The organism is Brevundimonas vesicularis (assembly GCF_044807075.1).
GTDB lineage: Bacteria > Pseudomonadota > Alphaproteobacteria > Caulobacterales > Caulobacteraceae > Brevundimonas > Brevundimonas vesicularis_G.
Genome location: NZ_CP085234.1, coordinates 2,617,097 through 2,640,374 on the forward strand (window position 1 = coordinate 2,617,097; position 23,278 = coordinate 2,640,374).

General features: G+C 66.3%; 25 protein-coding genes. 14 read left to right on the plus strand and 11 right to left on the minus strand.

Annotated elements, in window-relative coordinates:
- Positions 1–35 precede the first annotated feature (35 nt).
- A complete protein-coding gene (locus LG306_RS13180; RefSeq protein ID WP_404415276.1) occupies positions 36–2,105 on the plus strand; it encodes a M13 family metallopeptidase in 2,070 nt (689 codons plus the stop codon).
- Between the two features lie 90 nt (positions 2,106–2,195).
- Here LG306_RS13180 and LG306_RS13185 read toward each other — a convergent pair whose 3' ends face one another.
- Positions 2,196–2,396 (minus strand): YMGG-like glycine zipper-containing protein, encoded by a 201-nt coding sequence (locus tag LG306_RS13185; RefSeq protein WP_017504673.1) that lies wholly within the window; start codon positions 2,394–2,396, stop codon positions 2,196–2,198.
- A 173-nt stretch (positions 2,397–2,569) separates the two neighbouring features.
- On the minus strand, positions 2,570–2,989 hold the full coding sequence (gene ndk / locus LG306_RS13190) for a nucleoside-diphosphate kinase (RefSeq protein ID WP_017504672.1): 420 nt from the start codon (positions 2,987–2,989) through the stop codon (positions 2,570–2,572).
- A 151-nt stretch (positions 2,990–3,140) separates the two neighbouring features.
- Here ndk and LG306_RS13195 point away from each other — a divergent pair, with 151 nt between their 5' ends.
- Complete coding sequence (locus LG306_RS13195) at positions 3,141–5,048, plus strand: ABC-F family ATP-binding cassette domain-containing protein (RefSeq protein ID WP_404415280.1); 1,908 nt, start codon at positions 3,141–3,143, stop codon at positions 5,046–5,048.
- Positions 5,045–5,296 carry a DUF2164 domain-containing protein gene (locus LG306_RS13200; RefSeq protein ID WP_404415282.1) on the plus strand — a complete coding sequence of 84 codons (252 nt, stop codon included), beginning with the start codon at positions 5,045–5,047 and terminating at the stop codon, positions 5,294–5,296. The genes LG306_RS13195 and LG306_RS13200 overlap by 4 nt, the downstream gene beginning before the upstream one ends.
- An 81-nt stretch (positions 5,297–5,377) precedes the next feature.
- Here LG306_RS13200 and LG306_RS13205 read toward each other — a convergent pair whose 3' ends face one another.
- Together LG306_RS13205 and LG306_RS13210 are read right to left on the minus strand one after the other, a co-directional pair.
- Entirely contained in the window at positions 5,378–5,587 is a 210-nt protein-coding gene (locus LG306_RS13205; protein ID WP_017504669.1) for a DUF3126 family protein, read from the minus strand.
- 84 nt (positions 5,588–5,671) lie between these two features.
- A complete protein-coding gene (locus LG306_RS13210) occupies positions 5,672–6,868 on the minus strand; it encodes a DUF1624 domain-containing protein (protein WP_404415285.1) in 1,197 nt (398 codons plus the stop codon).
- A 51-nt stretch (positions 6,869–6,919) separates the two neighbouring features.
- Between LG306_RS13210 and LG306_RS13215 the strand changes: the two genes are divergently transcribed.
- Positions 6,920–8,995, plus strand: a complete 2,076-nt coding sequence (locus LG306_RS13215) for a TonB-dependent siderophore receptor (RefSeq protein ID WP_404415288.1) — start codon at positions 6,920–6,922, stop codon at positions 8,993–8,995.
- Positions 8,996–9,004: 9 nt separating this feature from the next.
- Here LG306_RS13215 and cysE read toward each other — a convergent pair whose 3' ends face one another.
- Together cysE and LG306_RS13225 are read right to left on the minus strand one after the other, a co-directional pair.
- Positions 9,005–9,832, minus strand: a complete 828-nt coding sequence (gene cysE / locus LG306_RS13220; RefSeq protein WP_404415291.1) for a serine O-acetyltransferase — start codon at positions 9,830–9,832, stop codon at positions 9,005–9,007.
- 20 nt (positions 9,833–9,852) lie between these two features.
- Complete coding sequence (locus tag LG306_RS13225; RefSeq protein WP_404415294.1) at positions 9,853–10,479, minus strand: NUDIX domain-containing protein; 627 nt, start codon at positions 10,477–10,479, stop codon at positions 9,853–9,855.
- 45 nt (positions 10,480–10,524) lie between these two features.
- Between LG306_RS13225 and LG306_RS13230 the strand changes: the two genes are divergently transcribed.
- Positions 10,525–11,118 (plus strand): nitroreductase, encoded by a 594-nt coding sequence (locus LG306_RS13230; RefSeq protein WP_404415297.1) that lies wholly within the window; start codon positions 10,525–10,527, stop codon positions 11,116–11,118.
- Positions 11,119–11,190: 72 nt separating this feature from the next.
- Positions 11,191–11,853: a DedA family protein gene (locus LG306_RS13235; protein ID WP_404415300.1), complete on the plus strand. Its 663-nt coding sequence runs from the start codon at positions 11,191–11,193 to the stop codon at positions 11,851–11,853.
- Here the strand turns inward: LG306_RS13235 and LG306_RS13240 are convergent.
- A complete protein-coding gene (locus LG306_RS13240) occupies positions 11,825–12,697 on the minus strand; it encodes a DUF817 domain-containing protein (RefSeq protein WP_404415303.1) in 873 nt (290 codons plus the stop codon). The genes LG306_RS13235 and LG306_RS13240 overlap by 29 nt on opposite strands.
- 158 nt (positions 12,698–12,855) lie before the next feature.
- On the opposite strand from LG306_RS13240, the gene LG306_RS13245 reads away from it, so the two are divergent.
- Positions 12,856–13,623, plus strand: a complete 768-nt coding sequence (locus tag LG306_RS13245; protein ID WP_404415307.1) for an EAL domain-containing protein — start codon at positions 12,856–12,858, stop codon at positions 13,621–13,623.
- A gap of 43 nt (positions 13,624–13,666) precedes the next feature.
- Here LG306_RS13245 and queF read toward each other — a convergent pair whose 3' ends face one another.
- Complete coding sequence (gene queF, locus LG306_RS13250; RefSeq protein WP_055805377.1) at positions 13,667–14,128, minus strand: preQ(1) synthase; 462 nt, start codon at positions 14,126–14,128, stop codon at positions 13,667–13,669.
- A 107-nt stretch (positions 14,129–14,235) separates the two neighbouring features.
- On the opposite strand from queF, the gene LG306_RS13255 reads away from it, so the two are divergent.
- The 6 genes from LG306_RS13255 to LG306_RS13280 all read left to right on the plus strand — a co-directional run bounded on the left by LG306_RS13255 (position 14,236) and on the right by LG306_RS13280 (position 17,496).
- On the plus strand, positions 14,236–14,637 hold the full coding sequence (locus tag LG306_RS13255) for an endonuclease domain-containing protein (RefSeq protein ID WP_404415311.1): 402 nt from the start codon (positions 14,236–14,238) through the stop codon (positions 14,635–14,637).
- Between the two features lie 270 nt (positions 14,638–14,907).
- Positions 14,908–15,840 carry an NAD(P)H-dependent flavin oxidoreductase gene (locus tag LG306_RS13260; RefSeq protein ID WP_404415314.1) on the plus strand — a complete coding sequence of 311 codons (933 nt, stop codon included), beginning with the start codon at positions 14,908–14,910 and terminating at the stop codon, positions 15,838–15,840.
- 38 nt (positions 15,841–15,878) lie between these two features.
- Entirely contained in the window at positions 15,879–16,580 is a 702-nt protein-coding gene (locus LG306_RS13265; protein ID WP_404415317.1) for a TorF family putative porin, read from the plus strand.
- Positions 16,581–16,756: 176 nt separating this feature from the next.
- Positions 16,757–16,969, plus strand: coding sequence for a cold-shock protein (locus LG306_RS13270; RefSeq protein WP_008260450.1), 213 nt, complete (start codon positions 16,757–16,759; stop codon positions 16,967–16,969).
- A 51-nt stretch (positions 16,970–17,020) separates the two neighbouring features.
- Complete coding sequence (locus LG306_RS13275; protein WP_404415321.1) at positions 17,021–17,215, plus strand: hypothetical protein; 195 nt, start codon at positions 17,021–17,023, stop codon at positions 17,213–17,215.
- A 23-nt stretch (positions 17,216–17,238) separates the two neighbouring features.
- Positions 17,239–17,496 (plus strand): hypothetical protein, encoded by a 258-nt coding sequence (locus tag LG306_RS13280; protein WP_404415324.1) that lies wholly within the window; start codon positions 17,239–17,241, stop codon positions 17,494–17,496.
- Between the two features lie 2 nt (positions 17,497–17,498).
- Here the strand turns inward: LG306_RS13280 and LG306_RS13285 are convergent, their stop codons facing one another.
- Both LG306_RS13285 and LG306_RS13290 read right to left on the minus strand, forming a co-directional pair.
- Entirely contained in the window at positions 17,499–18,662 is a 1,164-nt protein-coding gene (locus LG306_RS13285; protein ID WP_404415327.1) for a cystathionine gamma-synthase, read from the minus strand.
- 4 nt (positions 18,663–18,666) lie between these two features.
- Positions 18,667–20,067, minus strand: coding sequence for a cystathionine beta-synthase (locus LG306_RS13290; protein ID WP_295245885.1), 1,401 nt, complete (start codon positions 20,065–20,067; stop codon positions 18,667–18,669).
- Between the two features lie 118 nt (positions 20,068–20,185).
- Here LG306_RS13290 and rnr point away from each other — a divergent pair, with 118 nt between their 5' ends.
- Positions 20,186–22,495 carry a ribonuclease R gene (gene rnr, locus LG306_RS13295; protein ID WP_404415331.1) on the plus strand — a complete coding sequence of 770 codons (2,310 nt, stop codon included), beginning with the start codon at positions 20,186–20,188 and terminating at the stop codon, positions 22,493–22,495.
- A gap of 4 nt (positions 22,496–22,499) precedes the next feature.
- Here the strand turns inward: rnr and LG306_RS13300 are convergent, their stop codons facing one another.
- Positions 22,500–23,252, minus strand: a complete 753-nt coding sequence (locus tag LG306_RS13300; RefSeq protein WP_404415334.1) for a hypothetical protein — start codon at positions 23,250–23,252, stop codon at positions 22,500–22,502.
- Positions 23,253–23,278 lie beyond the last annotated feature (26 nt).

The following is a 23,278-nucleotide window of genomic DNA, read 5'->3' on the forward strand; positions in this document are numbered from 1 at the left end:
GGTGCGCCCGACCTCAATCGGGACACTCTCTATCCATGACTCGCATTCGTCTGATGGCCGCCTGCTCGGCCTGTATCGTCGTCGCCCTCACCGGCGGCGCGGCCTCGGCCCAGGACGCTTCGGCCCAGCATTCGCACGGCATGGCCGGCGCGGCCCACAGCCCCTTCGGCGCCTGGGGCTTCGATCTGGCCGGTCGCAACACCTCGGTTAAGCCCGGCGACGACTTCAACGAATACGCCAACGGAACCTATCTGCGCACGACCGAGATTCCGGCCGACAAGTCGCGCTTTGGCCCGTTCGACGTCCTGTATGAGAACGCCCAGTCCCAGCTGAAGTCTATCATCGAGACCAGCGCCGCCAATCCCGCCAACGAGAACGCGCGCAAGGTCGGCGCCCTGTACGCCAGCTTCATGGACGAGGCGAAGATCGAGCAGCTGGGCGCGACGCCGCTGGCCGCCGACCTCGCCGCCGTCAAGGCGGTCACCGACCACGCCGGCATGGCGCGCCTGATGGGCGAGAGCCATTCTGGCTTCGGCGGCTCCCTGTTCGGCATCGACGTGTTCGAGGATCTGAAGAACCCCAATCTGAACTCGGCCTATCTGGGTCAGGGATCGCTAGGCCTGCCAGACCGCGACTACTATCTGAAGCCCGACTTCGCCGCCCAGCGCGAGGCCTATCTGTCCTATCTGACGACCACCCTGACCGCCATCGGCTGGGCCGATCCTGCCAAGACCGCCGCCGACATCCTGGCCTTCGAAACCAAGGTCGCCGACAAGCAGTGGACGACGGTCGAGCGACGCCAGATCGACAAGCTGTACAACCCGGCCAAGGCTTCGGACCTGGCGACCCTGGCTCCCGGCTTCGACTGGGCCGGCTTCCTGGCCGGCGCCCAGGTGTCGGACGTCGACACCCTGGTGCTGATGGAAAACACCGCCATCCCCGCCATCGCCCAGGTGTTCGCCGACACCCCCATCGAGACCCTGAAGGCCTGGCAGGCGTTCAACGTCGTCGATCAGGCCAGCCCCTATCTGTCCAAGGCCTTTGTCGACGCGCGCTTCGACTTCCGCGGCAAGACGCTGCGCGGTCAGCCCGAGAACCGTCCCCGCTGGAACCGGGGCGTGGCCCTGGTCGACGGCCAGCTGGGCGAGGTCCTGGCCCAGGAATACGTCCGCCTGCACTTCCCCGCCTCGTCCAAGGCCCAGATGGAAGCCCTGGTCGGCAACATCCGCGACGCCATGACCGAGCGGTTGAAGACCCTGGACTGGATGAGCGAGCCCACGCGCGAGCAGGCCCTGTACAAGATGTCCAAGTTCGGGGTGAAGATCGGCTATCCCGACAAGTGGCGCTCGTATGATGGCCTGGAGCTGAAGGCCGACGACCTGTACGGCAACGTCAAACGCTCCTCGGCCTTCGAATGGGCCTATAAGCGCGGCAAGATCGGCAAGCCGGTCGATCCGCTGGAATGGGGCATGACGCCCCAGACGGTGAACGCCTACTACAACCCGCCGCGCAACGAGATCGTCTTCCCGGCCGCCATCCTGCAGGCGCCCTTCTTCGATCCGAACGCGGACCCGGCCGTCAACTACGGCGGCATCGGCGCGGTCATCGGCCACGAGATCACCCACGGCTTCGACGATCAGGGCCGCAAGTCGGACGGCGACGGCGTGCTGCGCGACTGGTGGACGCCGGAAGACGCCGCCCGCTTCGAGGCGCGCGCCAAGGTGTTGGGCGACATCTATGACAAGCTGGAGCCGATCCCCGGCGTGCACGTCAACGGCGACCTGACGATGGGCGAGAACATCGCCGACCTGGGCGGCCTGCTGCTGGCCCTGGACGCCTATCACAAGTCTCTGAACGGCCAGCCGGCGCCGGTCATCGACGGGCTGACGGGCGATCAGCGCGTCTTCCTGGGCTGGGCGCAGGTCTGGCGCGAGAAGTCGCGCGAGGCGGCGCTGAAGGAGCAGCTGACCACCGACCCGCACTCTCCCGGCCCGGTGCGCGCCGCGACCTCGCCGCGCAACATCGACGCCTGGTACGCGGCCTTCGGCGTCTCCCCGGACCAGAAGGAATATATCGCGCCCGAGGCCCGCGCCCGCATCTGGTAGGGGCGTCGGACGTCAGACGTAGAAAAGGCCCGGAGCGTCGCTCCGGGCCTTTTTGTCATCCGGGCTTTCGCCCGAAAGACTTGGACGGATTTAGCGGGGCTTGGTCGCCGCGCCGGCGACGGCGCCGATGGCGGCGCCGGCCACGGTCGAACCCGTGTTGCCGCCGATGACCTGACCGGCGACGGCGCCGCCCAGGGCGCCGGTGGCGGCGCGTTGTTCCATCGTCTGGCCGCAGGCGGCCAGCAGGGCCACGACGCCGATGACGGGGGCCAGTTTGATCATGGTCTTCATGGGTCTTCTCCGGGAGACGAACGAGATAATGACCACCAAACGACAAGGCCCGCGTCCGGGTCCGGGCGCGGGCCTATATAGTCACGCTATGCGAAAGCGTCCGCTTTCGCATAGCTCGTCTTTCTTGCGCTACGCTCGGAACGCGGTTCCTCGCGACTTGAGCGCGGAGCGCCTTAGCCGACGATCTGGTCGTCGGTGAAGAACTGGGCGATCTCGATCTTGGCGTTGTCCTGGCTGTCCGAACCGTGGACCGAGTTTTCACCGATCGACAGGGCGAACTGCTTGCGGATGGTGCCTTCGGCGGCCTGTTCCGGGTTGGTGGCGCCCATGACTTCACGATAGGCCGCGACGGCGTTGTCGCCTTCCAACACCTGAACGACGACCGGCTCAGCCGTCATCTGCTCGACCAGTTCGCCGTAGAACGGGCGCTCGGCGTGCACTTCGTAGAATTTCTTGGCTTGTTCGGTCGTCAGCTTGACGCGGCGCTGGGCCACGATGCGCAGGCCGGCGCCTTCGATCACGGCGTTGATCGCGCCGGTCAGGTTGCGGCGCGTGGCGTCGGGCTTGATGATCGAGAAGGTACGTTCGGTCATGGGAATTGACTTCTTGTTGGGAGATTGAGTGTCGCGGGCTTATAGCGACCACCTCCCGCGTTTCCAACCGTCCCTTTTTGCATCCCTGACGCACGCCGCATGGCGACCTGCCGATTGAGGGACGCCGCCCAACCGAAGAACCTTCGCCGCAATGCTCCAGATCACCGACCTGACCTTCAACGCCTGGGGCCGCAAGTTTCTCGTGGACGCCTCCGTCAGCCTGCCGCCTGGCTCCAAGGTCGGTCTGGTCGGCCGCAACGGCATCGGCAAGTCGACTCTGTTCAAGCTGATCCTGGGTGAGCTTCACGCCGCCGGCGACGAGATCAGCCTGCCCAAGACCGCCCGTATCGGCTCGGTGGATCAAGAGCATCCGGCGACCCCCGTCAGCGTCATCGACACCATCCTTGAGGCCGACGTCGAACGCCACACCCTGCTGGGCCGGCTCGAGACCGCCGAACCGGAAGAGATGGGCGAGATCTGGTCGCGCCTGATCGAGATCGACGCCGACGCCGCGCCCGCGCGCGCCGCCGAAATCCTGGTCGGTCTGGGCTTCGACCAGGAAAACCAGGCTCGGCCGATGTCGGAGTTCTCGGGCGGCTGGCGGATGCGCGTCGCCCTGGCCGCCGCCCTGTTCGCCGAGCCGGACATGCTGCTGCTGGACGAACCGACCAACTACCTCGACCTGGAAGGCGCCCTGTGGCTGGAGGCGCGGCTGAAGAAATACCCGCACACCGCCCTGATCATCTCCCACGACCGCGAGATGTTGAACGAGGTCTGTACCCACATCCTGCACCTCGCGAACCACACCCTGACCCTCTACACCGGCAACTACGACGCCTTCGAAAAGGCCCGCGCCGAAAAGGCCCGGCTGCAGCTGTCGGCCAAGGCCAAGCAGGACGCCGAGCGCGCCCACCTTCAGGCCTTCGTCGATCGCTTCAAGGCCAAGGCCTCAAAGGCCGCCCAGGCCCAGTCGCGCATGAAGCGGCTGGAGAAGATGCAGCCGGTCGCCACCACGATCGAGGAACGCGTCGCCCCCTTCACCCTGCCCTCGCCGCCGCGCCCGTTGGCGCCGCCTCTGATCCGGCTGGAGCGGGCCAATGTCGGCTATGAGCCGGGCAAGCCGATCCTGCGCAATCTGAACCTGCGCATGGATTTGGACGACCGCATCGGCCTGCTGGGGGTCAACGGCGCCGGCAAGTCGACCTTCGCCAAGATGATCGCCGGCGCCCTGGACGTGTCCGAGGGCGAGCTTCACCGCGACAGGAAGATGCGCGTCGGCTGGTTCCACCAGCACCAGATCGAGGCCATGGACCCGACCGACACGCCGCTGGAAATCATCCGCCGCGCCATGCCGGATGCGCCCGAAAGCGCCCGCCGCTCCAAGCTGGCCCAGTTCGGCTTGGGCTATGAGAAGCAGGAGACCACGGTCGACAGCCTGTCGGGCGGCGAACGCGCGCGCCTGCTGCTGAACATGGTGGCGATGGACGCGCCCCACGTCCTGATCCTGGACGAACCGACCAACCACCTGGACATCGACAGCCGTCGCGCCCTGCTGGACGCCCTGAACGACTACAACGGCGCCGTCATCCTGATCACCCACGACCGCTCGCTGATGGAAATGGTGGCGGATCGCCTGTGGCTGGCCGCCGACGGCACGGTGAAACCCTTTGACGGCGACATGGACGACTACGCCAAGTTCGTCCTCGACCGCGCGAAACAGGCCATCGCCAAGCCCAGCCAGATCAAGAAGGAAGAGGCCAAGGCGAACTCAGGCGCCACTCAGGTAGAGACCGCCCGCGGCGCCAACGATAGGGGCAACAAGAAGCGATCCGGCCCCTCGCCCTCGACCCTGCGTCATGCGGTCAAGAAGGCGGAGGAGACCATGACCCGCCTGACGGCCGAGATCGCCCGTATCGACGACGACATGGCCACCGCCTCGGTCAGCAATCCCAAGGCCCTGGAAGGTCTGACCCGCGCCCGCGCCAAGACCGAGGCGGATCTCGCCGCCGCCGAAGCCGCCTGGGTCGCCGCCGAAGAAGCCTTGGCCGAAGTCGCATGAAACCGATCGAATTCTCCAAGGAAGACCGCGTGGCGATCACCGCCAAACTGCGCGACTACTTCGCCCGCGAACTGGATCAGGAACTCGGCCAGCTTCCGGCCGAGATGCTGCTGGACTTCATCGGCAAGGAGATCGGCGGCGCCTTCTACAATCGCGGCGTCCACGACGCCCAGCAACTGGTCCAGCGGAAGGCCGAGGACATCGTCGAGGCGCTATACGGCCTCGAACGCGCGGCCCCCACGCGCTGACCGGCCCGCATCGCTGAACGGGTCGGCCCAAACGAAAACCGCCCGGCGCATTCACGCCGGGCGGTCAGATCGGTCGGCGTTTCAGGCCGGAAGGTCTTCGGCCAGGATCGCCATTTCGAACATGAATGAGCCTTCCTCGTCCTCATCCTCGAAGACGATGCCGATGAACTCGTCGCCGACATAGACCTCGGCCGAGTCATTCTGCTTGGGGCGGGCCTTCACGATGATGCCGCCGGTGTTGAAGGTGCGCTTGAGGTGCGCCTCGATGCGCTTCAGGTCGGTGTCTTTCACGGGGGGCCTCATGGTCTGGACGTTGGCGGCGGACCCTAGAGACATCGGCGGTTCAGGGAAACCGGCGCCGCGCATTTTCCCGCCTCAGAGGTACTTCATCCACCATTGCGAACTGCGCCGCTTGACCCCGCCGAACCAGCGGCAGGCGAACCAGCAAGGCACGGCGACCAGGGCCGCCAGCAACCATACCCAGCCGACGCCGGGCACGCCAAAGCCCTCCCCCTGATTGGCGCCGAACAGCATCAGGGCCGCCAGGTTCAGCAGATGCAGCCCATAGAGGTGGATCAGATAGAAGAACAGCGGCGCTCCGCCAGAGACCGCCACCACGCCGACCAACCGCTCCGGCGCTCTTTCCAGCCCCGCCAGGATCAGCGCGCCAATCCCCAGCGTCAGCAGCAGAAAGTCGGCCGACGGCGGGTATTTCGTCAGGTTCAGCACACTCATCACCGTCTGGATCGGCGTCGCCTGCACGGCCCACGGCGCATCCCCATAGACATTGATCGCCCGCAGCACGACGAACAGAGCGAGCGCGCCCCCTCCCGTCAGCACCAACCGTCTCAGCCGCGCCCGCTGCTCGCCTGCGAACCACGGCCCAATGGCGTAGCCCAAGGCCGCCACGCCGATCCACGGCAGCAGCGGATAGGAGGTTCTCGCCTGACCACTCCACGGCAAATCAATGAAGCCGCGATCATGCAGCACGGCCCAGATCGCATGTCCCGGCTGTCCCGCCGCGATGGTGATCGGGTCCAGCAGATTGTGACCCAGAACGATGACCAGACCCACGGCGATCAGCACCGGGCGTGGCAGATGCACCAGGGCCGCCAGCGCGATCATCGACAGGCCGATGGCCCAGATCACCTGCAGATAGATCAACTCGGGCGTAATCGAGAAGGTCCAGGCGAAGTTGACGACCGTCAGTTCCAGCACGACCAGAAACAGACCACGTTTCAGCAGGAAGGCCGATGCCGCGCCGGCTCCGTTCCCGCCGCTCGCCTGCTTGTTTCCGTACAGCCAAGCCCCCAATCCCGTCAGGGCCACGAACACCGGCGCGCACAGATGGGCCGACAGCCGGGTGAAGAACAACGCCGGCGAGGTCGTCTCCACATTCATCGGGTCCGAGACCTGTGCGTGTATGAAGAAGAACTCCCGCGCGTGATCGACCAGCATCAGCAGGATGACCAGCCCGCGCAGGGCGTCGATGGATGGGATCCGACCGACCGCACGACTTGGCGCGGCTGTCGAAGAGGCGGAGGCGGGAAGCGTTGCAGCGGTTGACATCATCAGGCGGAAGCGGATAGCCGATACAGTATAACATTTCAAACGGAGCCTGCCTTGTCCCTCCTTCTGAGCTGCGCCAGCGCGTGCCTGCTGGTCGCCGCCAACGTCCCCGCCCCCGTCGCTATCGAGGCGGTCGAGCCTGAGATGGTGGGGGAGATCGTCGTTCTGGGCCGCCGTTCGGCGCCGCGTGATCTGACCCTGGGCGCAGGATCGATCACCGAGGCCATGTCACCGTCCAGCCGCGCCATCGAGAACGATCTGATCAAGGCCGTGGGCGCGACGCGCCTTGCCGATGCGCTGGAACTGGTCAGCGGCGTCAGCCAGCAGAACAATCGCGGCGGCGTCATGGACAACTTCGCCATCCGCGGCTTCCTGGGCACGCCCGACGGCGGGGCGGAATATTACGTCGACGGCTTTCTGGCCAATCGCGGCATGGCCCCGCCCCGCGATCCGGCGACGTCCGAGCGGATCGAGGTGCTGAAGGGGCCGTCCGGCGCCCTGTTCGGCGACATCGACCCGGCCGGACGCATCAATATCGTCTCCAAGACCCCGCGCTTCGCCGCCGCCGCAGCCTTCACCGCCACTGTGGGATCATTCGGCCTGCGTCGCGGCGAGCTGGACCTGACCGGCCCGATCAACGACACGCTGGCCGGACGGCTTGTGGTGGCGGGCGAGACCTCGAATGGCTGGCGCGACTATGTCGGCCTGGACCGCACCGTGTTGGCGCCCTCCCTGACCTGGCGTCCCACCGATGATCTGCGCCTGACCCATGTGGGCGAGCTCACCACCTTCACGACCCTGTTCGACCGGGGGATGCCGGCGATCAACGGCGACGCGCTGTTCCTGCCGCCCTCGAACTACTACGGCGAGCCCGGCGACGGCGCGACCCGCTTCCGCAACGAACGGCATCTGATCACCGGCGAATACCGGATCAATGACGACTGGAGCCTGAACGGCGGCGTCGCCTGGCGCGGCGGCTCGCTGAAGGGTCTGTCCAGCGATCAGTCGCGCCTGGTCGGCGACCAGCTGTGGCGTCAGCGTCGCGGACGCGACTTCTCGGTCGAGGACGTGTCGGCCCGGCTCGAGCTGAACGGCGTGGTCGAGACGGGGTTGGGCGTTCACAACCTCGGTTTCGGGGTGAAGGCCTATCAGCTGACCTATGGCGAGAAGTGGCTGCGCATCAATCCGACTGCCGCCAATCCCTATCCGATCAATGTCCTCAATCCCGTCTATGGCGCGGTCACGCCGCCGACGCCCCTGCCCTTCACCGACAATCTGGAAACGCGCGACGTCGTCACCCTGTACGCCCAGGATTTGTGGGAGGTGAATGACCGCCTCAGCCTGCTGGCCGGGCTGCGGTTCGACGACTACGACCAGACCATCCGAAACAACCGCACCGGCGCCGTCGGCGAGGCCCGCGATACGCCCCTGAAATACCGCTTCGCCGCACGCTATCGCCTGACCGACAACCTGACCGCCCACGCCAGCTATGGTCAGTCGTTCGTGCTGAACTCCGGCACGGGTCGCGAAGGCTCCGGCTTCGCGCCCGAGGATGGCAAGGGCTACGAGATTGGCCTGGCCGGCGCCTGGGACGGACTGGACCTCGCCGCCACCGTCTTCGACATCGAGAAGTCGAACATTCTGACGACCGATCCCGTCGATCCCAACTTCCTGTCTCCGGTGGGCAAGCTGACGACGCGCGGGATCGAACTGGACGGCGCCTTGAAGATCGACGACGTCTGGCAGGTGGTGGCCAACTACGGCTGGACCGACGCGAAGGCCGACGACAGCGCCTTCGCCACCGACGCCGTGCTGAACGTGCCCGAACATTCCGGCTCGCTGTTCGTGATCGGTCGCTTCCCCACCATCCACGGCACGACCTGGTTATTCATGACCGGCGCGGCCTACGTCGGCGACCGGGCCGGCGGCCTGGCGCTCGGCGCGCCAGAACTGCCTGCCTATTGGAAGGCCAAGGCGGCGCTGGACTACGGACTGACGCCCCAGGTCACCGCCCGCGTCGAGGTCGACAACCTGTTCGACGAGCGTTACGCCGCCAGCTCCTACAGCGCCTTGTGGATATACCCCGGCGCCCCGCGCAGCGTCCGCGCCTCGCTCAGGATCGCTCTGTGAGGCGTCGGGTCAAATGACGAAGTCGTACACCACATCGGCCAGGGTGTGATCCATGGTGCGGGCCGGTTCGGCGCTGGTCGGGCAGTTGACCAGCCGGGCCGGCACCCCGGCGACGGTGCAGCCCGACGGCACGGCCTTCAGCACCACCGAGCCGGAGGCCACCTTGGCGTAGTCGCCGACGTGGATATTGCCCAGCACCTTGGCCCCGGCGCCCAGCAGGACGCCCTTGCCGATCTTGGGATGGCGGTCGCCGCGTTCGGCGCCCGTCCCGCCCAGGGTCACCCCGTGCAGCATAGACACGTCGTCGCCGACCACCGCCGTCTCGCCGATCACGATGCCCGTGCCGTGATCCAGAAACAGCCCCTTGCCCATCTGCGCGGCCGGATGGATGTCCAGCTGGAACAGTTCGGAAATCCGGCTCTGGAAGTGGAAGGCCAGCGTCTCGCGCCCCTGTCCCCACAGCCAGTGCGCCACGCGCCAGCCCTGTAGGGCCTGGAAGCCTTTGAAATACAGGAAGGGCTGCAACAGGTTGCGGATCGCCGGGTCGCGTTCGGCCACAGCCTGCAGATCGGCCTCCGCCGCCTCGACCATCGACGGATCGGCCTTGAACGCCGACAGACAGACCTCGCGCACCGACATGGCGCTCATTTCCCCGTCCGCCAGCTTGCGCGCGATCTGAAAGCTCAGCGCGCCCGCCAGGTCGTCGTGCGACAGGATCACCGCATTCATCTGCGAGGCCAGCTGCGGCTCCTCGCGTGACGCCGCCTCGGCCGAGGCGCGCAGCTGACGCCACACGCTGTCGATTTCGGTTTCCGCAACGACTTCCAGCTTGGCCATGACCGGCTCCTTCGGCGACATCATACGCGCCCCAGCAAGGCGCGCGCCAGCGCCTCGGGCAGTTCGCCGTTCATGGCCATATGATAGGCCTTGTAGGCCGTCGCCACCGTCAGGCTATCGCGCACCGTTCCCCTCCCGATCTCGTCCAGCAGATCCAGGAACGGCACGCGCACCACGGCGATGATTTCGGTGGGATCGGGATCGGTCGGCGCGGGCGACAGGCCCCAGGCGATCCAGGTCATGCCGATCTCGTCGGTGATGGAGTTCGACATCTCGACCTTCAGCGCCGGCAGCCAGTGTTCGGCCTGCAACCCCGCCTCTTCGGCCAGTTCGCGCCGGATGCCGTCGAACGGATCCTCGTCCAGCGGCGCGCCGCCTTCGGGCATTTCCCAGCTGTAGTTGGCGTGGGCGAACCGCTGCTGGCCCACCAGGGTCACCGTCCCGTCCTCGTGCACGGGCAGGACGCCGGTCCCGACGTTCTTGAACCGCACGACGGCATAGTCGGCCTTCATCCCGGTCGGCGCCGTCGCCGGATGCCGGGTCAGCGCCATCCAAGGGCTGTCGAACACCGTCTCGGTTCCGTCGCTGCGCCAGGCCGGCGGTTTCGCTAGCCCCTCGGCCCATTTCGGTTCGTCGGATTTGTGCATGGGCCACCTATGGCGAAGACGCGGATGAAAGCCTAGCTAGACGGCATGGTCGCGCTCAACGAACCCCTGCCCCCGCCCGTTCCCTCGAAAGATTTTCGCGACCGCCTGGCCCAGCGGCGCTCCGCCCCGGCCCAGGCCCTGGTCGCGCCCGGCCCGTCCGAGGCCGAACTGGACGAGATCCTGACGCTGGGCGCCCGCACGCCCGACCACGGCAAGCTGTTCCCTTGGCGGTTCGTGGTCCTGGGTCCCCAATCGCGCGCCGACATCGCCGCCCGCCTCGCCGTGCTGGTCGAACTCAGGAACGGCCCGGCCAAGGATCAGGCCGTCCTGGCCAAACTGACCGCCGCGCCCGTCACCATCCTGGTCGTCTCGACTCCGGTCGAAGGCTCCAAGCCGATCTGGGAGCAGCACCTGTCAGCCGGCGCCGTCTGCATGAACCTGGAACATGCGGCTTCCGGCTTCGGCTATTCGTCCAGCTGGATCACAGACTGGTACAGCTACGACCCGCAAGGCGTCGCCCTGTTCGGCCTGACCGAGGGCGAGAGCGTCGCCGGCTTCATCCACATCGGCACGCTGAACGAACCCGCGCTGGAACGCCCGCGTCCCGACATGGCCGCCAAGGTCACACGCCTGCCGTAAGCGGGTGACATAAGGTCGCCATACGTCGGTTTGACCTCGACCGACCCCGCCTTCCTCCCCCAAGGCCTTCGTATGGATTCCCTGTTGCAAGCCGTGGGCGATTTCATCGCCCGCAACCATATGTGGGCCGGCGTCATGCTGGGCCTGGTCGTGTTCGTCGAGTCGCTGGCCGTCGTCGGCGCCTTCGTGCCCGCCACCGGCCTGCTGGTCGCGGCGGGCGGCCTGATCGCGGCCGGCGTGCTGGATCCCGTCAACGTCATCGTCGGCTGCGTCATCGGCGCGGTGATCGGCGACGCCATCTCCTACTGGGCCGGGCGTCGGCTGGGCGTGCGCTTCCTCCAGCGCCCGATGTTCAAGGCGCACCGCCGTCGCATCGCCTGGACGCGCCTGTACTGCCGTCGCTACGGCGTCATGTCGATCTTCGTCGGCCGCTTCTTCGGGCCCTTGCGCGCCTTCGTGCCGCTGACGCTGGGCATGCTCAGGATGCGTCAGCGCGCCTTCCAGTTCGGCAATGTCACATCGGGGATCGTCTGGGTGCTGGCCATGCTGGCGCCGGGCTATCTCGCCGCACAAGGCCTGGCGAAGATGGAAGTCCTCAGCGAGGCCCATGGCCCCACCCTTCTGATCGGCGCCATCGCCGTGACCATCCTGGTCGTCGCCGTGGTCTATCGCCTGGTAAAAGCCCGCATGAGCCGCAAGTCCGCCGTCATGCGCGGGGCGCTGCAGGGCCGCTAGGTTCCTCTTCCGGTCGGTGCACCAACGAGACCAGCACCACCGAGATGATCATCAGCAGGAACCAGCTGCCCAGCTTGGCCAGGGACACCATCTCCCACCCGTCAGCCTGCCCCGGATAGACCCAGGCCTGCCCCAGCGTGCCCAGGTTCTCGGCGAACCAGATGAACAGCGCCACCAGGAAATACCCCAGCAGCAGCGGCATCGATCGCCGCGTCCGATCCGCCGTGAAATAGAACCATCCCCGCCCGAACAACACGGCGGTCGCGATGAACAGCGCGATGCGCACGTCCGGCAGCCAGTGATGGGCGAAGAAGTTGACGTAGATCGCCGCCGCCAGCACCGAGGTCGTCCACAGGGGCGGATACCTCCGCACCCGAATATGGAAGATGCGCTGCACCCGCGCGATATAGCTGCCGACCGCCGCATACATGAAGCCCGAGAACAGCGGCACCGCCCCGATCCGCAGAAGACTGTCCTCAGGATAGACCCACGACCCGTGGGCGGTCTTGAACAGCTCCATGATCGTCCCCGCCACATGGAACAGGAAGATCACCCGCGCCTCTTCCCAGCTCTCCAGCCGGAAGATCAGCATCGCCGCCTGGATCACCACCGCCCCGACCGCCAGGAAATCGTAACGGGACACCGGCGCCCCCTCCGGCCAAAGCAGAAACGTCCCCAGGATCAGGGCCAGCATCAGCCCCCCGAACAGACACGCCCACCCCTGCTTCAGCCCGAACCACAAGAACTCATAGCCGTATCGACGCGGTCGGGACCCATCCGCCCACGCCTCCGCCCGCGTCATCAGACGGCGCCCCCAGGCTTCGAGCGGAAGTGCGTGGTTCATCGCATTACCCGTGACGGCGCAGCGAAAAACTTCAAGAGCGGACCGTTCCCGCGCTGCGGAGTTTCAACCGCACGAAAGGAACCCGAGAGCGAATTTCCTGTTCGACATCAGTCTTTAACGCCTGTCGCCTTAGACTTGCCGGCCAGTAGGAGAAGCTTATGTCTTGCGCAGGCTGTAAGGATGGGGCGGGCTTCGACCTGCCGATCACCATGGCGTTCCAGCCGATCGTTGATGTGACGAACCAGACGGTCTTCGCCTACGAGGCCTTGGTGCGGGGCAAGGACGGCCGGGGCGCGGGCCAGGTTCTGTCGCATATCTCCCACGACAATCGCTATGCCTTCGATCAGCTGTGCCGCACGACCGCCATCGATGTCGCCGCCGGTTTGGATATGACGGCGGGCGGCGCCAGCCTGTCGATCAACTTCCTGCCCAACGCCGTTTATGAGCCGCGCGCTTGCATCCGCGCCACCCTGGCGGCGGCGATGCGCACCAACTTTCCGGTGGATCGGATTATCTTCGAGTTCACCGAGAGCGAGGTGATGGACACCGACCACATCCTCAACATCCTGCGATCCTATCGCGCTATGGGCTTCAAGACCGCCATCGACGACTTCGGCGCCGGCTATGCGAGGTTGGGCCTGCTCAGCCTGTTCCAGCCCGACATCGTCAAGCTGGACATGGCCCTGGTGCGCGACATCGACACCAACACGGTCAAGCGCACCATCGTGCGCAACACCCTGAACATGCTGCGGGACCTGGGCATCCAGCCCGTCTGCGAAGGCATCGAAACCTTGGCCGAACATGATGTCCTGCGCGACCTCGGCGTCGATTTGATGCAGGGCTATCTGCTGGCGAAGCCGGCCCTGGAAGCCCTCTCGCCTGTCGCCTGGCCTGACCAGGCTGCGCCTGCGGCCCTGAGCGCCTGATCGCCACGCGCGCGGCGCTGAACGGCGGACGCGCCCACTCTGACTATCCCCGCCCGCGGTAGGTTGGTACGCCCTGGTCCGGCAGCCATAGCCCCTCGGGCGGTGCTCCGGTCTGCCAGAAGACGTCGATCGGGATGCCGCCGCGCGGATACCAGTATCCGCCGATCCTCAGCCACTTGGGTTCCAGCAGGTCGGCCAGCTTGCGGCCGATGGCGACGGTGCAGTCCTCGTGGAAGGCGCCGTGATTGCGGAAACTGGTCAGATACAGCTTCAGGCTCTTGGACTCGACCAGCCAGTCGCCCGGCGCATAGTCGATGACGATATGGGCGAAATCCGGCTGGCCCGTCACCGGGCACAGGCTGGTGAACTCCGGCGCAGTGAACCGGGCCAGATACAGCGTATCCGCATGCGGGTTCGGCACCCGCTCCAGCACCGCCGTCTCGGGACTGGTCGGAGCGGCGGTCTGGGCGCCGAGCTGGCTGAGGTTGTCGGTATAGTGGGTCATGCCGGGCATTTAGGCGCTTGCTGCTCAGATGAAAATCCTCCCCCATCGGGGGAGGGGGACCGCGAAGCGGTGGAGGGGGCCGGCCGCGTATGCGGTCCATGACGGAAATGACCTACGCACCGAAGAGAACCGTCGCCCGCGCCCGCGACCTGCGCCGCACGATGACCCTGCCGGAAGTCCTCCTTTGGCAACAGATCAGAGGTCGCCGGCTCGACGGCATTCGTTTTCGCCGCCAGCACCCCATCGGTCTGTACATTCTGGACTTCTATTGCGAGGACGCCCGCCTCGCGGTCGAGGTGGACGGCGAAAGCCATTCCCAAGCTGAGGCGGTGGAGCACGACAAACGGCGGACGGAATGGCTCAACGCACGCGGCATTTCCGTCCTCCGTATCCCGGCGCGGGATGTGTTGAGCGAACTGGCTGCCGTGGTGGACCATATTCAGCGGCAGGTGCGTGATCAGCCCCCTCCACCGCTACGCGGTCCCCCTCCCCCGGTGGGGGAGGATTGAGACGGGCCAGCCATCCTAATCCCGGACGGCTTCGCTCACCCTTTCAACGCCTCGTCGTCGACCAGCGTCAATCGACCGACCCTACGTCCGAACCGTCGTATGATGGCCGGTTTTCACCCGCCGTCGCCGCCTGCCCGCTTTCACCCCGCCTCCGACCCGAGATTAGACGAATTAGACTCATTTTTTCGCGCCACCGTCTGAAATCCCCGCGATTGCCTTCCCCGGCGACAGCCCGCTAAGCGTAGCGAAAGAAAACCAAAGGAGACGTCCGTGGCCATTCCCGCTTCGCTGCAAAAAGGTCTGATCCTGCCGATCATTTCGGCGCCGATGTTTCTGGTGTCTGGACCGGATCTGGTGGTCGAGGCCTGCAATGCGGGCGTGATCGGCACCTTCCCGTCGCTGAATCAGCGCACGACCGAGGGCTATCGGGACTGGATTCAGGAGATCAAGGGTCGGCTGAAGCCCGAGGCCGCCGCCTTCGGCGTCAACCACATCGTCCACCCGACCAACCCCCGGCTGATGGCCGACATGATGGTGTCGGTCGAGGAGAAGGTGCCGCTGATCATCACCTCCCTGGGCGCCGTGCGCGACGTGGTCGACGCGGTCCACGGCTACGGCGGTCAGGTCTTCCACGACATCGCCAACATTCGTCATGCGCGAAAGGCGGCCGAGGCCGGCGTCGATGGCCTGATCCTGGTCGCCAACGGCGCGGGCGGACATGCGGGCATCATCAACCCCTTCGCCCTGGTGAATGAGGTCCGCAGCTTCTTCAAGGGCACCATCATCCTATCGGGCGCGCTCTCGACGGGTCAGGACGTGGCGGCGGCGATGATGCTGGGCGCCGACTTCGCCTATATGGGCACCCGCTTCATCAACACGACCGAGGCCATGGCCGCCGACGCCTACAAGCAGATGGTCATCGACAGCGGCGCGACCGACATCGTCCACACGCCCGCTGTGTCCGGCATCCCCGCCAACTTCATGAGCAAGTCGCTGATCGAAAACGGCATCGATCCGAAGACCTTGCCAGAGCACAAGCTGGACATGGGCGACGAGGCCAAGGCCTGGAAGACCGTCTGGTCCGCCGGCCAGGGCGCGGGCGCCATCCACGACGTCCTGCCGACCGCCGAACTGGTCGCGCGCCTGCGACAAGAGTTCGCTCAGGCCACGGAGGAATTCGCCATCAAGGCCGGAGCACGCTAAAGGCGGCGCAAATCCGCTTCTCTCGCGCTGGAGCCCCCATGATCCGCACGACCATCCTCGCCGCCCTGTCCGTTTCCGCGCTCGCCGTCGCCCTGCCGGCCGCCGCCCAGTCGGCGCCTGCCGCGCGCGACGCCTGGTCCTTCGAACTGGGCGCGGGCACGGACAACCGCTCCAAGGATGCGTCCAAGTCCGGCAACGACGGCTACGCCTTCGGCTCGGCGACCTGGGAAAGCACTGACGGCCTGTTCTACGTCGGCCCCGGCTTCCAGACGATCCAGGCCGGCGGCTCCAACGTCGAGGCCGAGTTCGTGGTCGGCTATCAGCCTGAAGCCTTCGGCTATCGGTTCGACTTCAACGTCGCCTACAAGAACCGCCTCGACGCCGAGGCCGGCTATGATCAGGACGCCTGGGAGATCACCGGCAACGCCAGCCGCTCGATCGGCCCGGCCAGCGCGCGACTGCAGGTCCAGTATTCGCCCGACGCCGCCGGCTCGACCGACAGCTTCACCTGGGTCGAGGGCCGCCTGGGCTGGGACTTCACGCCCCAGCTGAACGGCACGGTCGCCGTCGGTCGTCGCGAACAGAACGGCGCGCCCGACTACACCGGCTGGAACGCCGGCGTGACCTACGCCCTCACCGACGCCCTGGAACTGGACCTGCGCTACTACGACACCGACGCCCACACCTTCGGCGAACAATATGAGGACGCCCTGGTCGCCAAGGTCGCCTACGCCTTCTGATCGCCAGCCCCTTGCGTAACGGTTGTCGGGCGCCCATCTAGGTCTGGTCGATCTCTCTGCGTAACGCCGCTGCTCCCTTTGCATCACGCACCGAGGTCCAAAAGCCGATCCCATTCAGACCCGACAGGCCGACCAGGGATCCCTCCCTGCGGTCAACGCCAGACGGAGGTCTCCAAATGGCTACCGGCACTGTAAAATGGTACAACCCCACCAAAGGCTACGGCTTCATCGCGCCCGATGACGGCGGCAAGGACGTCTTCGTCCACGCCTCGGCCGTCGAAACCTCGAGCGTCGGCTCGCTGAACGAAGGCCAGAAGATTTCCTACGAAATCGAGCGCGACTCGCGCTCCGGCAAAGAGTCCGCCGGTCGCCTTACGGCGGCGGAGTAGGACACGCACCACGCGTCCAACACGAACGAGCCGGCCCGGACCAGTGCCGGCGTGATCGCCTTCGACGGCGAGATCATCAAACTGATGCCGCTCGGCGGCCGTCGCGTTCGCCTGGAAAACGGCCACCTGATTACGGTCCTGCCCTCGCTGGGCGCCCAGACGGGCGTCTCGCTGCTGGGCGACCGCGTGACGGTGGAAATCGCCTTCAATCAGCTGAAGGGCTGGCGCCTGTCGCGCCAGCCCTGAGGCTTCTGCATACGGATGCCGACATGACCCCGCTCGCCGACATGATCCCCGCGATGACCGACGCCGACCTGACGACGCTGCGCGCCAACGCCGCCCGCCTGGTCGAACACGGCGCCTCGACCCAGGTCATGGCCGCCAGCGACATCATCCCGGTCATCGACACCGAAATGGCTCGCCGCGCAGCCCTGCCCAAGCCCGCAACGGCCCCGGTCAAGCGCGCCGCCCCCAAGAAGAAGCTGCCGCCGGTCACCGGCCACCAGACAGCCCTTCCCTCCAGCTGAAATCAGCCCAGGGCCTGATCCAGATCCGCGATCAGGTCCTCGACGTTCTCGACCCCGACCGACAGCCGGATCAGGTTGTCGGTCACGCCGCCCGCCTCGCGCACCTCCTTGGGCACGCTGGCGTGGGTCATGATGGCCGGGTGGTTCACCAGGCTTTCAACCCCGCCTAGCGATTCCGCCAGGGTGAAGACCTGAACCCGCTCCAGCACGCGCTCGATGCGCTCCAGGTCGCCCTCCAGGATCACCGTCACCATCCCGCCGAACCCGCCGTGCATCTGGCGCGCGGCCAGCTCATGCTGCGGGTGAGCGATCAGGCCGGGATAGATCACCTTGGCGATCCCCGCGCGCGTCTCCAGCCAGCGTGCTATGGTCAGCGCGTTCTCGCAGTGCGCCTTCATCCTCAGCGCCAGAGTCTTCAGCCCCCGGTTGGCCAGGAAGGCGTCGAACGGCCCCATGATGCCGCCGACCGAGTTCTGCAGAAACTTGATCCGCGTCGCCAGTTCGGGATCGGCCGTCACCAGCACGCCGCCGATAATGTCCGAATGGCCGTTCAGGTATTTGGTCGCCGATTGCATCACCACGTCCGCCCCCAGGCTCAGCGGCTGCTGGCAGAAGGGCGTGGCGAAGGTATTGTCCACGACCAGCAGTAACCCATGCGCCTTGGCCACCTTCGACAGGGCGGCGATGTCGGCCAGCTTCATCAGGGGATTGGTGGGCGTCTCGACCCACAGCATCTTGGTCTTGGGCGTGATCGCCGCCTCGACCGCCGCGATGTCGCTCAGGTCCACATAGGCGAAGTTCAGCCCCATGGTCCGCCTGCGCACCCGCTCGAACAGTCGCCACGACCCGCCGTACAGGTCGTCGCCGGTGACGATGTGATCGCCCGCATCCAGCAACTCCAGCGCCGTCGAGGTCGCCGCCATGCCCGAGCCGAAGCCGAACCCGTGCGTGCCGCCCTCCAGGTCCGCGATACAGGCCTCGAACGCCTCGCGCGTCGGGTTCTTGCCCCGCGCATACTCATAACCCTTGTTCACGCCCGGGCTTTCCTGAGCGTAGGTCGAGGTGGCGTAGATCGGCGTCATCACCGCACCCGTCGTCGGATCAGGATGTTGGCCCGCATGGATGGCGCGGGTCGAAAAGCCCTGGCTGTTCTTCTTGTCGCTCATGGACTTACCGGTTCAGGCTGAGGTGGTTGATCAGGTCGGTGCGGGTGATCAGGCCGACAAACCGCTCGCCGTCCAGCACGATGGCCACGCGGTCGCGATCGAAGACGGGGATCAGCGCGTCCAGCGGCTCATTGACCTGAAGCGTGTCCAGATCGCGCGTCATGGCCGAGGCCACGGGCTTGGCGAACCGTTCCTTCCGCGTGATCTCGTCGGTGTTCATGATGCGGATCAGGTCGCTTTCGTCCAGGATCCCGACCAGTCGGCCGTCATCGATGATCGGCAGTTGCGAGACGTCGGCGCCCTTCATCCGCTTGAAGGCGGTGTCCAGGGTGTCGTCCGGCCCGGCGACCACGACGTCGCCCTTCTCGTATTTGCGGTTGATCAGGTCCGACAGGTCGCCGTGGATTTCCCGCTCGCCCAGGCCCTGATCGGCCAGCCAAGCGTCGTTGTAGACCTTGGACAGATATTTGGCCCCGGTATCGCAGACGAAGGTGACGCAGGTCTTCGCTTCCGTCTGCTCGCGGCACCAGCGCAGGGCCGAGGCGATCAGGGTGCCGGACGACGAGCCGGCGAGGATGCCTTCCTTAAGCAGCAGTTCGCGCGCCGTGGCGATCGCCTCGGCGTCGGGGATCGAATAGGCCTTGTCGATCAGGCTCATGTCCGCCGTGTCGGGCACGAAGTTCTGGCCGATTCCCTCGACGGTGTAGCTGCCTTCCGGCCCCGGCACGCCGTCATTGACGATGCCGGCCAGGGTCGAGCCGACCGGATCGGCCAGGATGATCTGGGCCTTCGAGCCCACGCTCTTCAGAAACTGCGCGGTGCCGGTAATGGTGCCGCCCGAGCCGATGCCGGCGACGAAGGCGTCGATGTCGCCGCCCGTCTGCTCCCAGATTTCCGGGCCCGTCGTCTTCACATGGGCCTCGGCGTTGGCGGCGTTGGCGAACTGATTGACGTAGAAGCCGCCGGGAATGCCTTGGGCCAGACGCTCGGCCATGTCCGTGTAATATTCCGGATGGCCATGCGGGACGTCCGAACGCGTCAGACGAACATCGGCGCCCATCGCCCTGAGATGCTGGATCTTTTCCTTGGACATCTTGTCCGGGATGACCAGAAGCACCTTATATCCCCTGGCCCGACCGACCAGCGTCAACGCCAGGCCCGTATTGCCCGCCGTCGCCTCCACGATGGTGCCGCCCTCTTTCAGGAAGCCTTCGCGCTCGGCGGCGTCCAGCATCGAGATGGCGATCCTGTCCTTGATCGAACCGCCGGGGTTCTGGGACTCCAGTTTCAGCAGCAGGCGGCACGGGCCGGTGTCGATCTTCGTCACCTCCACCATCGGCGTCTTGCCGATCAGATCCAGCGGCGACGAGACGGTCGCGCTCAGGGCGGGGGCGGTCAGGGACATCGAAAACTCCATTCGGGGCGGGCGGAAGCTGAAGCCCCGCCTTCACATGGTCAACTCACGCAAGATTTGACCCCTCAAGATTTACTCAAGGGCGCGGTTCCGCGCTACGAAAGACATAATGACCAAATCATCCAAAAGGCCGCCCGCCGGTCTGCCCGACAAAGACACCCTCGTCGCCTTTCTGCGCGAGGCCGGATCGGCCGAGAAGACCGACATCGCGCGCCATTTCGGCCTGAAGGGCGGCGACCGCCGGGCCCTGCGCGAAATGATCCGCGAACTGGAAGCCGAAGGGCGACTGGGCAAGCGCGGTCGCAAGGGCTTTTCCGAAGCCGGCGCCCTGCCCCCCGTCGGCGTCGCCGATGTGATCGAACGCGACGGCGACGGCGAACTGTATGTGCGCCTGGTCGAGGCCAGTCCCGACGCCCCGCGCGCCATTCTGATGCCCGACAAGTCCAAGGCCGCCCCCGGCCTGGGCGATCGCGTGCTGGTGAAGTTCCAGCGCAGCGCGGAGGGTTGGGAAGCCCGGCTGGTCAAGAAGCTGGACGTAGGGACCAACCGCGTCCTGGGCGTGATCCGCAAGTCGGCGCGCGAAACCCGCGTCGAGCCGGTCGATCGCCGCTCCAAGGACGTATTGCTGGTGTCCCAGGCCCAGTCCGGCGACCTGCGCGACGGCGATCTGGTCCTGGCCGCCGTCGAAAAGGGCGACCACCGCTACGGCCCCAAGCGCGGCAAGATCCTGGAGCACATCGGCAAGGAGGACGATCCCCGCGCCGCCTCCCTGATCGCCATCCACGCCCACGGCGTCCCGACCGGCTTCTCCGAAGCGGTCGAACGCGAGGCCGAGGATCAGGCCCTGCCGACGCTGAAGGGGCGCGAGGACCTGCGCGAAGTCCCCTTCATCACCATCGACCCCGCCGATGCGCGCGACCACGACGACGCCGTCTATGCGGCGCGCGACGAGGATCCGAAGAATGAGGGCGGCTGGATCGTCTGGGTCGCCATCGCCGATGTCGCCGCCTACGTCCGCCCCGGCAGCCAGCTGGACCGCGAGGCGCGCGACAAGGGCAACTCGACCTATTTCCCCGATCGCGTCGAGCCGATGCTGCCGGAAGTGCTGTCGAACGGTCTGTGCAGCCTGAAGGAGGGCGAGAACCGCGCCTGTCTCGCCGTGCGGATGGTCTTCGACAAGGACGGACGAAAGACCGGCCACCGGTTCGTGCGCGGCCTGATGCGGTCGCACGCCAAGCTCAGCTACGAACAGGCGCAATCCGCCATCGACGGACAGACCGACGACGCCACCGGCCCGATCATGGAGACCATCCTCTATCCGCTGTGGAACGCCTATCACGCCATGCTAAAGGGCCGGCTGAGGCGCAGTCCGCTGCAGATCGAATCGGCCGAACGCCGCATCGGCATGGCGCCGGATGGCGGAATCGCCTCCATCGAGAAACGCACGTCGCTGGAGGCGCACCGGCTGATCGAGGAGATGATGATCCAGGCCAATGTCTGCGCCGCCGAGACCCTGGAGCAGAAGAAGACGCCGCTGATCTACCGGGTCCACGACGCCCCCAGCCAGGAGAAGATCTTCAACCTGGCCGACTTCCTGTCCACCATCGGCAAGCCGTGGAACAAGGGCGAACCCGGCACGACCAAACGGTTCAACAAGCTGCTGGACGAGACCCGAGATGGCGACCATGCCGAGGTGGTCAACGAGGTGGTCCTGCGCACCCAGATGCAGGCCATCTACAGCCCCGACAATGTCGGCCACTTCGGCCTGAACCTGGACCGCTACGCCCACTTCACCTCGCCGATCCGGCGCTATTCCGACCTGATCGTCCACCGGGGCCTGATCCGCGCCCTGAACCTGGGCAAGGACGGATTGACCGACCGCGAGATCGCCGAACTGCCGGCCATCGCCGAGGGCGTCACCCAGACCGAGCGCCGCTCGATGGCCGCCGAACGCGACGCCATGGACCGCTATATCGCCGCCTATCTGGAGGAGCACGTCGGCGCGACCTTCACCGGGCGGATCACCGGCGTCACCCGCTTCGGCCTGTTCATCCGGCTGGAAGACACCGGCGCGGACGGCCTGGTTCCAGTCTCGACCCTGGGCAGCGAATATTTCACCCACGACGACCGCGCCCACGCCCTGGTCGGCGAACGCACCGGCAAGCGTTTCACCTTGGGCCGCACGGTCGAGGTCCGGCTGCAGGAGGCCACGCCGGTCACCGGCGGACTGGTGTTCGAAATGCTCAGTGAACCGGAGCCCCGCGATCCCAACGCCCCCGCCCCGCGCTACGGCATCCGGGGTCGCGGCGGCGACGGCCCGCCGATGCGCGGCAAGAACCGGCCGGGCGGCCCCAAGCCCCGCAATGGCTCCAAACCTTCGGGCGGGCTGAAGGGCGTGCGTAAGGGCAAACGGAGGTGACCCTCTAGTTCACCCATTGCGCTCCGATGCCGCGCCCCATTGTCAGGGTGAAGGCGATGAAAGCGCCCGACGCAAGCAGCCAGATCAGACGGTTCCGGCTAATGACCGGCGCGGCTTCTGCGGGGCCGCGCGGATTGAGAAACAGCAGCGGCGCCGACGCCACTCCGATCTCCAGCGTAGCGTCCCTCAGGTCGGCGCCAAGGCCGCCTCGGTAGACGAGCGCGGCGCACACCGTGGCGAACATGGCCGCTACCCAGCTAATCCGAGCGACCCGCCTGGCGTCTCCCAGCCGACCGATTCCTCGCCGGACCAGGACCACGGCGCCAGCGTAGATCACCACGCCCAAAACACCTCCTAAAATCCGCCACGAAGCGTCAGGTGATCCAATAAATGCGGCTCCGGCCGTATAAAGGTCGCCCTCCCGGGTCGCCATGGCCCGAACCAGATACCCGCCTTCCCAAAACCCGGCGAAGCCCGCCATCAAAATCAGACCAAGCCGAAGCCCTGGGCGTCCCATCGCCAACTTCGAGCTCGTCAAAAGGGCGATCAACCCTATCGCAAAATTGACTAGCGGCCCGCCCAGATCGATCAGGCTTGACCCCGCGCTACAGCGGAACAGGGAGGAGGTCAGCAGAACCACCTCTCCGCCGACCGCCAAGCAAGTCCCGCCGTGCCCCACCGCTTCATGGCTCACGGTCACCGTGATCGCCGCCAGCACCGCAATTGCGCCAACTGTAAGGGCGTCGTGCCGGTCCATCCTATCCATTTGCGTCTTTCGGAAGC